The sequence below is a fragment of the Massilia terrae genome, assembly GCF_024753145.1.
Taxonomy (GTDB): domain Bacteria; phylum Pseudomonadota; class Gammaproteobacteria; order Burkholderiales; family Burkholderiaceae_D; genus Telluria; species Telluria terrae.
On the sequence record NZ_JANUGU010000001.1, the window covers coordinates 813,760 to 826,179 of the forward strand.

Consider the following 12,420-nt stretch of genomic DNA (forward strand, 5'->3'; position numbering starts at 1 on the left):
CACCGCGCCGCTCCGGCGCCGCGGCGCGCGCTCGCAAAGAATCGCTAGGCCGCTTGGTAATTTTCATAATTGAGCTGGCAAGCAGCTGCTTGCAGAATGGCCGGGCAGTACATAAAAAAATGAAGACGCCGAGGAGACCGCCGCATGTCGACGCTGAAAACGCATCGGGTCGCGCTGCTATTTAACGCGAACAAAATCTACGACCGGCAAGTGATTACTGGCATCGCCGATTATCTGTCGAGTACGCGAAGTTCCTGGGACCTGTTCCTGGAGGAAGACTTTCGCCTGCGCCTGTCGGGCATCGAGCGCTGGCAGGGCGACGGCATCATTGCCGACTTTGACGATCCGGCCGTGGCGGCCGCGCTGGCGGACAGCCCGGCTCCGGTGGTGGCGGTGGGCGGTTCTTATGGCGAGGAGGCCAGCTATCCGGCCGGCGTGCCCTATGTGGCCACCGACAATTTCAAGCTCATCAAGCTGGCCTACGATCACCTGATCGAGGCCGGGCTGCGCCATTTCGCCCTGTTTTCCCAGCCGGTATCGGAAGGCAACCGCTGGGCCCAGGAGCGCGAACAAGCCTTCATGGCCCTGATGCGGCGCGAGCGCTTCGATGGCGAGACCTTCCGCGGCGTGGCGACCTGCGCCCAGTCCTGGGAAGAGGCGATGGAGCAGCAGATCCACTGGCTGCAGCAGCTGCCCAAACCGGTTGGCATCATCGCCGTCACCGATGCGCGCGCGCGCCAGCTGCTGCAGGCCTGCATGATCGCCGGCATCGCCGTGCCGGAGCAGGTGGCCCTGATCGGCATCGACAACGACCCGCTGGCGCGCATGCTGACCCGCATTCCGCTCAGCTCGGTGATCCAGGGTGCCCAGGAGATGGGGCGCACCGCCGCCCACCTGCTGGACCAGATGCTGCACGGCGTGCGCCTGGCCGGGCGGCGCATCCTGATCCCGCCGGCCGGCATCAACGTCATGGCCTCCAGCAAGCACGAATCGACCAAGCATCCCTACGTGATGCGGGCGCGCCACTTCATCCGCCAGTACGCCTGCCAGGGCATCAAGACCGACCAGGTGGCGGACTATGTGGGCATCTCGCGCTCCTCGCTGGAAGCCTATTTCCGCCGCGAGCTGGGTTGCAGCGTGCATGACGAGATCCTGCGCCTGCGGCTGGAAGCGGCCACCGCGCTCCTGTCGCGCGGCGACTGCAACCTGGTCGATGTCGCGCTCAAGTGCGGCTTCACCTCCAGCCAGTATATGCACCTGGTGTTCAAGCGCGAGCTGGGCTGCACGCCGCGGGCCTATCAGCACCGCGCCGTCCTGGACCGGCACGCGCCCACCGTCTCCCTCGAAGAAAGCCCTATGTGATGATCGACACCTCCTCGGATGCCACCTGCGTGATGGACCCGGAAGACCAGCTGTTCACGCTGCGCAATGCCGCCGGCATGCGCGTGACGATCAGCGAGCGCGGCGCGGCCCTGGTGTCGTGGTGGACGCCGGACCGCTATAACCGCTATGCCGATGTGGTGCTGGGCTACCCGGACGCGGCCGGCTACCGCGACAACCCGGCCTACCTGGGGGCGGTGGTGGGGCGCTGGGCCAACCGCATTGCACACGGACGCTTCCTGCTGGACGGCGCGCCGGTGCAGATCGTGGCCAACGACCGCGGCAACCACCTGCACGGCGGCCCGCAGGGCTTTCACACGCTGCGCTGGCACGGCGCGGCGCGCCGGGACGAGGTGCTGCTGCGGCTGGTGTCGCCGGACGGCGCGGGCGGTTTTCCCGGCCGGGTCGAGGTGCAGGTGCGTTACCGCCTGGGCGACGACGGCGCCCTGGCGATCGACTACGAGGCGGTGACCGACGCGCCCACGCCGCTCAACCTGAGCGCGCATCCCTACTTCAACCTGAACGGCGGCAGCGACGACGTCGGCGACCACATGCTGCAGATCGAAGCTGATCATTACCTGGAGACCGACGCCGGCGGCATTCCGCGCGCGGTAGCCTCGGTGAGCGGCACGCCATTCGATTTTCGCCGCCCGGCCGCGATCGGCGCGCGCCTGTGCTGGCCCGATGAACAGCTGCGCCAGGCCGGCGGCTTCGACCACTGCTACTGCGTGCGCGGCCGCGCGTCCGGCCGCGCCGGCGAGCTGCGCGAAGTGGCGCGCGTGGTCGATCCCGGCTCGGGGCGCTGCCTGCAGGTCTCGACCACCGAGGCCGGGCTGCAGTTTTACAGCGGGAATTCCCTGGGCGGCGTGCGCGGCCGGGCGGCGCGCCCCTATGCGCGCCACGACGGCTTTTGCCTCGAGGCGGGCGCTTTTCCCGACCAACCCAACAGCGAGCATGCGGCGTCCGTGATCCTGCGTCCGGGCCAGGTCTACCGCCAGACCACGGTCTATCACATCTCCTTGCAGCAGTGCGCGTAATCATGGGCTTTGTTGGTGAGTTTCGTAATTGCGGCCGCCGAACGCAACGGGCAACATTTCGCGCATCAATGTAATCGGGGAGAACAAGCAAGTGAGCAATGAAATGCAGCCCGCCGATGTGGCGGCGCCTTACGCCAGCTATCGCGACCTGGCGGGGCGCTGCGTGGTCGTCACCGGCGGTGGCAGCGGCATCGGTGCGGAGATCGTGACGGCCTTCGCGGGCCAGGGCGCGCGGGTGTACCTGCTCGACATCGCCGACGCGGAAGCGCACAGGCTGACCCAGGCGCTCGGCGCAGCGGCCCATCCGCCGGTCTACATCCGCTGCAATATGGCCGACCTGGAGGCGGTCGGCCGCGCCTTCGCCCGCATCGCGCAGGAAGCCGGCGTGATCGACGTGCTGGTGAATAACTGCGCCAACGACGACCGTCACGCAGTGGACGACGTCACGCCCGCCTACTGGGACGAGCGCATGGCCGTCAACCTGCGCCACCTGTACTTTTGCGCGCAGGCGGCCGCGCGCACCATGCGCACGGCGGGCCGCGGCGCGATCCTGAACCTCGGCTCGATCTCCTGGCATCTGGCGATGCCGAAACTGAGCTTGTACATGACGGCCAAGGCGGCCATCGAAGGCATGACCACCGGCCTGGCGCGCGACCTTGGCGTCGACGGCATCCGGGTCAACTGCATCATCCCGGGCGGGGTGCGCACGCCGCGCCAGGCGGCGCTGTGGCATTCACCGGAAGAAGAGGCGCGCATGCTGGCCGGCCAGTGCCTGCCGCAGCGGGTCGAGATGCAGGACGTGGCGGCGATGGCGCTGTTCCTGGCCTCGGACAGCGCGGCGCGCTGCAGCGGGCGCAATTACTTTGTCGACGCCGGCTGGTACGGCTACGAAGCATGAGCCTCGGGCAAGCGCCGGGATATATTCACTAACCAGCCCACTGGAAAGGGCAGCCGCACAAGCGGAAAGGATAACAATGAGACGACGCGAATTACTGAAGCATATGGCCGCCGCCATTCCGGCGCTGGCCCTGTCCCCCGATCTCCTCGCGGCAGAGGGCCAGGCCGAATCGATGGCTGCAGGCCCGTTCACGCCGGACTGGACTTCGCTGTCCACCTACCAGACCCCGGACTGGTTCCGCAACGCCAAGTTCGGCATCTGGGCGCACTGGGGCCCGCAGTGCGAGCCGGAATTCGGCGACTGGTACGCGCGCGCGATGTATGAGGAAGGCAGCGAGGCCTACCGCCATCACCTGCAGAAGTACGGCCACCCCTCGGAGGCCGGCTTCAAGGACGTGATCCCGCAATGGAAGGCGGAACAGTGGGACCCCGACAGCCTGGTGGGACTGTACAAGAAGGCTGGCGCCCGCTACTTCGTCGCGCTGGCCAATCACCATGACAATTTCGACCTGTACGACAGCAAGCACCAGCCGGAATGGAACGCTACCAGGATCGGTCCGACGCGCGACCTGGTCGGAGGCTGGAGCCAGGCGGCCCGCAAGCATGGCCTGCGCTTCGGCGTCAGCGTGCACGCGGCCCATGCCTGGACCTGGTACGAAGTATCGCAGGGCGCCGACAAGGCCGGTCCCAAGGCCGGCATTCCCTACGACGGCAACCAGACCGCGGCCGACGGCAAGGGCAAGTGGTGGGAGGGACTCGACCCGCAGGCCCTGTATGCGCAGCGGCACCCGCGCAGCAAGACCGACGCCGAAGGCGGCATCTACTACGAGCAGTGGCACTGGCGTGGTGGCGCCTCGGTGCCCAGCAAGGCATACGCCGACAAGCTGTTCGACCGTACCGTCAACCTGATCGACGCCTACGATCCGGACCTGCTCTACTTCGACGACACCGTGCTGCCGTTGTACCCGGTCAGCGACGTCGGCATGCGGCTGGCGGCGCACATGTACAACCGCAGCGTCATGCGCAAGGGCCGGCTGGAAGCTGTCGTCAACGGCAAGATCCTCGATCCGGTGCAGTGCCGGAGCATGGTGATGGACATCGAACGCGGCCAGAGCAACCAGATCGAGCCGCTGCCGTGGCAGACGGACACCTGCATCGGCAGCTGGCATTACGACCGCCGCATCTACGACAGCAAAGGCTACAAGAGCGCGCAGACCGTGGTGCAGACCTTGATCGACGTGGTCAGCAAGAACGGTAACCTGCTGCTCAGCGTACCCGTGCGCGGCAATGGCACCATCGACGAGCAGGAGCGCGCCATCGTCGAAGAGATCGGGCGCTGGATGGCGGTCAACAGCGAGGGCATCTACGACACGCGCCCCTGGCACGTGCTGGGCGAAGGCCCGGCCATGGCAACGGTGGCGCCGACCGAGGGCGCAGGCTTCAACGAGGGCAAGAGCAAGCCCTTCACCGCGCAGGACATCCGCTTCACCACCAAGGACGGCATGGTGTACGCCTTCGTCATGGGCTGGCCGGACGACGGCAAGGTGAGCATCAAGTCCATGCGCAGCGGCGGCTACCTGAAGCAGCGGGTGGCGCGGGTGGAGCTGGTGGGACGCGGCAAGCCGCTGGCGTTCAAACAGGATGTGCATGGCTTGCACGTCACGCTGCCGTCCGAAAAGCCGGCGCTGCCGTACGCCATCGCCCTGAGAGTCGCCTGACGCTCCTGGCCGCAATGCTCCCGGCGCACCGGAAGCATTGCGGCTTATTGCACGATCAGCTGGCGGTCGCGCAGCCATTCCTCGGCGCGCCTGGTCCAGTTGGAAGCGGTGCCCAGGCCGGGACGCATGGCCATGCCGTGGCCGCCGTGCTCGAACAGATACATCTCGGCCGGCACATGGGCGCGGGTCAGCGCCTGGTAGTACAGGATGCTGTTCTCGACCGGGACCAGGCCGTCGTCCTGCGAGTGGATCAGCAGCGTCGGCGGGGTCTTGTCGGTCACCTGTTTTTCGACCGACATCAGCTGCGCAAGCTGCGGGGCCGGCGCGTTGCCCAGCAGGGCCCTGCGCGAGTCTTCGTGCATGGCGGGGGAAGTCATCGTGATGACCGGGTACATCAGCATCACGAAGTCGGGACGGGCGCTGACGGCATCGAGCGCATTGCCGGTGCGGCCAGCCGGATTGTCGTACAGCGTGGCGGCGCTGGCAGCCAGGTGGCCGCCGGCCGAGCTGCCCATGACGCCGATGCGGTCCGGCGCAACGCCGTACTGGGCGGCATGCGCGCGCACCGTGCGGATCGCGCGCAGCACGTCCTGCAGCGGCGCCGGATGGCCGAAGTCCGACAGGCGGTATTTCAGCACGAAGGCAGCGATGCCCAGGTGGGACAGCCACTGCGCGTACTGCTCGCCCTCGCGGGTGAAGGACAGGAAGCGGTAGCCGCCGCCGGGGCAGATGATGACGGCGGTCTTGGCCGGGCGGTCGAAGGAGGCCGGGTACACGGTCAGCGTGGGCTGCGAGACGTTGCTGATGCGCTCGCCGTCATGGTGCTCGGGGCCGGCATTGGCCTTCGCGTTCGGCACGCCTTCCGGCCACAGCGTGATGGTCTGGGTTTGCGCCTGGGCGACGCCGCAGGCGACGAAGAAGAGCAGGGGAATGATGAGTTTTCTCATGGTTGGATCATGCATTCGGTTGAACGAGAAGGCATGGTAATCAACCGCCGCACCCGAAAACAGGAACCAATAAATTATGTACACCACCTTACGCAATTTCATACAGGCCGTGCCGGCACTGGCTTTCCCATTGGCGGCATTGGCGCAACCGGACGCGGTACTGGAGTCCCTCGATCACCGCATCCGGGTGGAGCTGACGGCCGCCGATGGGCAGCTGAGCTATGCCATCAGCCGCGACCAGCATCCCATCATCGCCAGCTCCGCGCTTGGCCTGCAGACCACGCAGGGCGCGCTGGATGGAGGCACGCTGCGCGTCGTTGGCAGCGAGCGCAAGACGGTGAACGAGACTTACCGGCCGGTGGCGGGCAAGGCCGCCAGCGTGGCCAATCACTATAACCAGATCGAACTGCACTTCGCGGGCAAGAGCAAGGACATCAAGCTCGATCTGGTGGTCCGTGCCTACGACGAAGGCGTGGCGATCCGCTACGTGCTGCCGCAGCAGGCCAGTGTCGACGAGATCGGCATCCACGGCGAAGCGACCCGCTTCGTGTTCCCGGCCGACTACCGCTGCTGGGGCTTCAATCCGGGGCAGCCCGACAATGCGCATGAAGGCGAGTTCGATCCGGTCAAGGCGTCGGCGATTCGCCCCGCCCACTTGTTCGACGCGCCGCTGGTCTGCAAGACCGGCGTGAAGAACACCACCTTCGCCCTGGCCGAAGCCGACAAGCGCGATTATGCCGGCGCCTACTACTCCGGACGCGGCGAGGGCGGCCTGGGCGTGCAAATCAAACTGGCGCCGCACCACAGCGATCCGAAAGCGCCGGGCTACTTGCCGCCGGTGCGCGCCTCGCTGGCGGCCGGGCCGCTGCTGACGCCATGGCGCGTGGTGATGCTGGCCGACTCGCCGGGCGCGCTGGCCGCATCGAGCCTGATCGCCACGCTGGGCAGCCCGTCCGTGATCGCGGACACCAGCTGGATCAAGCCGGGTAAGTCGGCCTGGGACTGGTGGAACGGCTGGGCGGTGAACCTGCCCGATGCCGGCATCAACACCGCCACCTATCGCGCCTACACCGACTTCGCCGCCGCGCTGGGGCTGGACTATATCCTGATCGACGAAGGCTGGTACGAGGGCAGCGCTGAATGGGGGCAGGCCGCCAATGTGACCAAGCCCATTCCACAGATGGACATGGCCGCCATCATCGGCCACGCGCGCAAAAAGGGCGTCGGCGTCTGGGTCTGGCTGCAGTGGGAGCAGCTGGACCGGCAGCTGGACGAGGCCCTGGCCCTGTATGAATCGTGGGGCATCAAGGGCATCAAGGTCGACTTCATGAACCGCAACGACCAGGACATGGTCGGCTTTTACCACAAGGTGCTGGGCAAGGCTGCTGCGCACCACCTGATGGTCGACCTGCATGCCGCCTACCCGCCGGACGGCCTGCTGCGCACCTACCCGAACTACATGACGCAGGAAGGCGTGATGGGCGCGGAGTACAACAAGTGGAGCAGCCGCGTCACCGCGACTCACAACGTGACCCTGCCGTTCACTCGCATGATCCTGGGACCGATGGACTATACGCCGGGCGGCTTCCGCTCGCTGGCGCCGGAGCAGTTCAGCGCGCGCCAGCGTAACGTGAAGCCCTTCGTGCAGACGACGCGCGGGCAGGCGGTGGCGATGTATGTGGTGTACGACTCGCCGCTGGTGATGGTTGCGGATAACCCGGAAGCGTACAGGAACCCGGACGGCAGCTGGGCCGACGGCGCGCAGTTCATCGGCAAGGTGCCGACCACCTGGGATGAAACGCGGGTGGTGGACGGCGACATCGGCCAGTACATCGTCTCGGCGCGCCGAAAGGGAAGCACCTGGTACATCGGCGCCATGACCAACGAGAGCGCGCGCAAGCTGGAGATCCCGCTGACTTTCCTCGACGGCGGGGTGCGCTATGGCGCCGAGATCCTGCAGGACGGGAAGGACCGCGACCACCTGGCCGCCAGCACGGCGCAGGTCAAGCAGGGCAGCCGCATCAGGCTGTCGCTGGCGGGCGGCGGCGGCGCGGTGGTGGTGCTGACACCTGAGGCGCCCGTCGCCAATCCCGAGCAGCCGCATGCCGGACCGCCGCCCGGCGTCTATCAGGCGCCACAACTGGCGGCCGATGACGTGCGTGTCTTCTCGGTTCCGCCGGCCGGATTCGCGGACGCCCGCTCCGGCGTCGCGCAGGGCAGGGTGGAAGAGTTCAGCTACGATTCGCCGGTGACGGGCACGCGGCGCAAGGCAAATGTGTATCTGCCCGCGGGCTACAGCAAGGAGCGCCGTTATCCCGTGCTCTACCTCTTGCATGGCCTTGGCGGATCGCTGGACGACTGGCGCTATTACGTGCGTTCCAGCGCCATCCTCGACCAGCTGATCGCGGACGGGAAAGCGGTGCCGATGATCGTCGTGATGCCGAACGGACGCGCACTGGCGGACGACCGGGCGCCGCCGCCCGAACGCACCTACACGCCCGAACATATCGCCGGCTTTGCGGCATTTGAGCGCGAGCTGCTGGAAACGCTGGTTCCCGCCATCGACAAGCAGTACCCCACGCTGCCCGGCCCGCGGCAACGCGCCATTGCGGGTCTGTCGATGGGCGGTGGCCAGGCGCTGAATTTCGGCCTGGCGAACCTAAACAGTTTCAGCTGGGTGGGCGGCTTCTCGTCGGCGCCCAATACCGCCGCAGCGGCCGCACTGCTGCCCGACGCGGTGCGCGCGCGGACGCAACTGCGCCTGCTGTATCTGTCCTGCGGCAGCAAGGACGGCCTGTTCCACATTTCGCAGGACTTTCACCGCTACCTGAAGTCCAGCGGCATCGCGCACGTGTGGAACGTCGACCCGTATGGGCACGACCGCGACAGCTGGGCCGAGAACCTGTATGACTTTGCCCAGCTGCTGTTCCGCTAAGCTGGTTCGGGGTCAGGCGCCGTCTTCCTCGATGATCGCCAGGTTCCACGGCCCCAGTTGCAGCGTATCGCCGGAGCGCAGGCGGCGGCCGCTCAGCAGGTCGGTGCCGGGTTGGCGGCGGTAAGTGAAGCTGACCGCGTCGCCGGAATAGTTGAAGTAGTAGCGCAGCGTCCGGCCGAAGCTGTTGCTGCCGCTGCTGGCGTGTACGCGCGGCGGCAGCTGCTGGTCCGGCCCGGCCAGGCCTGCATCCTGCAGCGCCGCGCGTAGCACGCCGGCCTGCAGTTTATCCGACAGATAGCTGCCTTCGTAGACCACCTTGCCAGCGCCGTACTGGTTGGAGGTGATGGCGGGCCAGCGGCCGAAGAAGGGATGGTCATACCAGGCCAGGGCTTTGGCGCTGTCGAGCTGCAGGAACTCGGCCCAGTAGCGCACCTTGTTGTCCTCGCCGACATGGTAGGGATCGTCCTTCAAGGCCAGCGGCTGGGCCAGATTCGAGAATTCCTGGTAGTGGAAGCCGAGCGCCTCGCGTAGCGGCCCCGGCGCCATGGTCCAGCGCACCGCCGCGTTTTCGTTCGTGAAGCCGCTCTTGAAGGTCATCACCACGTGGCCGCCCTTGCGGATGTAGTCGGCAATGCGATTCAGCAGCGCATCGTCCGCCACGTACAGCGACGGCACGATCAGCAGCTTGTAGGGCGAGAAGTCCTGGCTTTCGGGGAAGACGAAATCGGCGCCGACGTTCTGGTCGTACAGCGCGCGGTGGATCTGCCGCACCAGCGAGCTGTAATCGGCCTTGCTGCCGCCCGCCCCCCATTGCGAGTCCTTGGCGAAGGGCATGTCGTTGATGGCGTTGAGCGAGTCGCGGCTCCACAGGATCGCTACCTCGTTGTGGATGCGCAGGTTGGCGAGGCGCGGGCCGATCTTCTGCAGCTCGTGCCCCGTGCGGCTAATTTCGCCGTAGGCGCGGTTCGGTTCCAGGTCGTGCGACAGCACGCCTTTCCAGTAGGTCTCCTGGTTGGCGTGGATCGAGGCCCAGTGCCAGTATTCGACCATGTTGGCGCCGTTGGCGATGTGGGTGTACACATCCTCGCGGAACTGGCCGTCGTAGGGCGGATACTGGAAGGACGAGCTCCAGTCCGTGGTCTGCGCATTGGTCTCGGTCACCAGGAAGTTGCCGCCCTTGAGCGAGCGTGTGAAATCGGCCTGCAGCGCCTGGTCCGCGCCGTTGTAGTACTCCTGCGGCGACCAGTGGTAGATGTTCACGCCGGGGACATCCAGCGCTTTGGCGACGGCGTTTTCGTTGACGTCGCCGTGCATGGCGCCCGCGAAGTCGTGCGTGACGAACTGGCGCGGCCCGGCGCATTCGCGCACCAATTGTGCCTGCCAGTGCAGGAAGTCGGTCACACGCATCTGGCTCCAGCGCGACCATTCGAGCTTGTAGCCGGTGCTCTGGGCGCTGTCCGGGCGCGGCAGGTCTTCCCATGTATGCAGGTTCTGGCCCCAGTAGTTGAGGAACCAGGCCTTGCTGAGGTTCTCCGGCGTGCCGAACTTCTTTTCCAGGTAGTGCTGGAAGCGGATGAAGCTGTCGTCATTGGTGGCGCCGTAACTGGCGGTCTCGTTATCGACCTGCCAGCCGATCACGTTCGGATTGTCCTTGTAATGGGCCACGATGCGGCGGATCAGGCGCTCGGCGTAGAAGCGGTAGGCCGGGGCGTCGGTGTCCATGTTCTGGCGCATGCCGTAGCTGTTCATGCCGCCGCCGGCGCGGCGTGCCAGGATCTCGGGATGCTGGTGCGCCATCCAGGCCGGCAGCGAGTAGGTCGGCGTGCCCATGATGACCTTGATGCCGGCCTTGCCCATGGCCTCGACCACGCGGTCCATCCAGGCGGTTTCAAAGCGCCCGTCCTCCGGCTCCCACAGGCTCCAGGTGGACTCGCCCAGGCGCACCACGTTGAAGCCGGCCGCCTTGATCATGGCCACGTCCTTGTCCAGCCGTTCGTAGGGCATGTATTCGTGATAGTAGGCGGCGCCGTACAGGATGGTCGGGAATTCCGGAGCGCCCCAGGCGCTGGCGGCCACCAGCCACGAGGCGGCAAGAGAGATTACTGTCCGTTTGAGCATGCGGGAACCTTCCAGTCTGTGATTGCCTGCCATTCTGTGATGCCGCACGGTGGTGGGCAATTATGAAATTTGCGCAGGCCCTGAATGATTTTTTGTCCTGGGACGCACCCGTAGCTGCGTAATTTCATGTGCCTCATTAACAAATTTCGCAATTGCCGCAAGTGGGCCCGGATTCCAAAATGCGAAAAAACATAAAGGAGACATCGGCATGAAGATCTGCTATCAGTGCGGCGAAGGTCGGACATGAAATCGCACTACCACGTGCTGGACGGCCTGCGCGGCACCGCTGCCTTCAGCGTGTTCATGTTCCACATCTGGGAACTGCTGGCGCCTACGCCGGAACAGAATCCTTTGCAGCACGCCTACCTGGCAGTGGACTTTTTCTTCGCCTTGTCCGGTTTCGTCCTCGGCCATGCTTACGATGCGCGGCTGGCGGGGCATTCCGCCGGCGGCCCGCAGTTGTCGAAGGGCGGCTTTTTCCTGCGCCGCCTGATCCGCCTGCATCCGATGGTGATCGTCGCCATGCTGGCGGGGATCGTGGGTTATGTGCTGGATCCCTTTGTCGGCGATGCCCAGCGGGTTGGCGTGAAGCTGTCGCTGGGGATGCTGCTGCTGACGTTTGGCCTCAACCTGCTGCTGCTGCCGGCGCCCACGCTGCCCAATTATTTTGGCGAGACCCATCCCGTCGATGGCCCATCCTGGACGCTGTTCCAGGAATATATCGCCAACCTGCTGTATGGCCTGTTTGCGCCGCGGCTGGGCCGCAAGCTGCACCTGGTGCTGTGCGCCGCCAGCGCGCTGGCGCTGCTGCTGACCGCGCGGTACTTCGGCAACCTGGGTGTGGGCTGGGGTTGGGATCATTTCTGGGCCGCGCCGGTGCGGCTGGCTTGCCCCTTCCTGCTTGGGCTGCTGGTCTACCGCTCGCGCTTGCGCATTGCGCTGCCGTCGGCCTACCTGCTGCTGTCGCTGGTGCTGCTGGCGGTGTTCATGTCGCCCGCGATGGGCAAGTACGGCTGGCTGTTTGAAGCGGCCTGCGTGATCGTGCTGTTCCCGCTGGTGCTGATGGCCGGTGCCGGCGAGGTGCAGCCGGAAGGGCGCGGCGGTCGGATCTGCCGCCTGGCCGGCGAATTGTCTTACCCGGTGTATATCGTGCATTACCCCTTCATTTATCTGTTCGCCCACTGGAACTGGAGTACCCATCCCTCCAGGCCCGTGCTGGCGGCGGTCGCCATCGCGATGTACTGCGGAGTGACCTTGTTTGCCTTGATGTTGTCGCGCTGGTACGACCGGCCGCTGCGCGCCTGGCTGTCGCGTGTCTGCCTCGAACATGAGGCAAGGGCGGGCCTGCACGCGCGTGCCCTCCAGTCTTAGTTGTGGTCTCCTCTCTG

Annotated in this window: 8 protein-coding genes; 6 read left to right on the forward strand and 2 right to left on the reverse strand. The window is 66.1% G+C overall.

What is annotated here, in order from left to right; all coding sequences use genetic code 11:
* Positions 1-144 precede the first annotated feature (144 nt).
* The 4 genes from NX778_RS03660 to NX778_RS03675 all read left to right on the forward strand — a co-directional run bounded on the left by NX778_RS03660 (position 145) and on the right by NX778_RS03675 (position 5,032).
* Positions 145-1,362 (forward strand): XylR family transcriptional regulator, encoded by a 1,218-nt coding sequence (locus NX778_RS03660; RefSeq protein WP_258810313.1) that lies wholly within the window; start codon positions 145-147, stop codon positions 1,360-1,362.
* Positions 1,362-2,417, forward strand: coding sequence for an aldose epimerase family protein (locus NX778_RS03665; RefSeq protein WP_258810314.1), 1,056 nt, complete (start codon positions 1,362-1,364; stop codon positions 2,415-2,417). Before NX778_RS03660 ends, NX778_RS03665 begins: the two co-directional genes overlap by 1 nt.
* A 103-nt stretch (positions 2,418-2,520) precedes the next feature.
* Positions 2,521-3,315, forward strand: coding sequence for a D-xylose 1-dehydrogenase (gene xylB, locus NX778_RS03670; protein ID WP_258811036.1), 795 nt, complete (start codon positions 2,521-2,523; stop codon positions 3,313-3,315).
* A 76-nt stretch (positions 3,316-3,391) separates the two neighbouring features.
* Positions 3,392-5,032: an alpha-L-fucosidase gene (locus tag NX778_RS03675; RefSeq protein ID WP_258810315.1), complete on the forward strand. Its 1,641-nt coding sequence runs from the start codon at positions 3,392-3,394 to the stop codon at positions 5,030-5,032.
* 44 nt (positions 5,033-5,076) lie between these two features.
* Here the strand turns inward: NX778_RS03675 and NX778_RS03680 are convergent, their stop codons facing one another.
* A complete protein-coding gene (locus NX778_RS03680) occupies positions 5,077-5,979 on the reverse strand; it encodes an alpha/beta hydrolase (protein WP_258810316.1) in 903 nt (300 codons plus the stop codon).
* A 76-nt stretch (positions 5,980-6,055) separates the two neighbouring features.
* Between NX778_RS03680 and NX778_RS03685 the strand changes: the two genes are divergently transcribed.
* Positions 6,056-8,914: a glycoside hydrolase family 97 catalytic domain-containing protein gene (locus NX778_RS03685; protein WP_258810317.1), complete on the forward strand. Its 2,859-nt coding sequence runs from the start codon at positions 6,056-6,058 to the stop codon at positions 8,912-8,914.
* A gap of 12 nt (positions 8,915-8,926) precedes the next feature.
* Here the strand turns inward: NX778_RS03685 and NX778_RS03690 are convergent, their stop codons facing one another.
* The gene (locus tag NX778_RS03690) at positions 8,927-11,032 is read right to left on the reverse strand and encodes a beta-galactosidase (RefSeq protein WP_258810318.1); all 2,106 of its coding nucleotides are present in this window, start codon (positions 11,030-11,032) and stop codon (positions 8,927-8,929) included.
* Positions 11,033-11,275: 243 nt separating this feature from the next.
* Between NX778_RS03690 and NX778_RS03695 the strand changes: the two genes are divergently transcribed.
* A complete protein-coding gene (locus NX778_RS03695; RefSeq protein ID WP_258810319.1) occupies positions 11,276-12,403 on the forward strand; it encodes an acyltransferase family protein in 1,128 nt (375 codons plus the stop codon).
* The last annotated feature ends 17 nt before the right edge of the window (positions 12,404-12,420 follow it).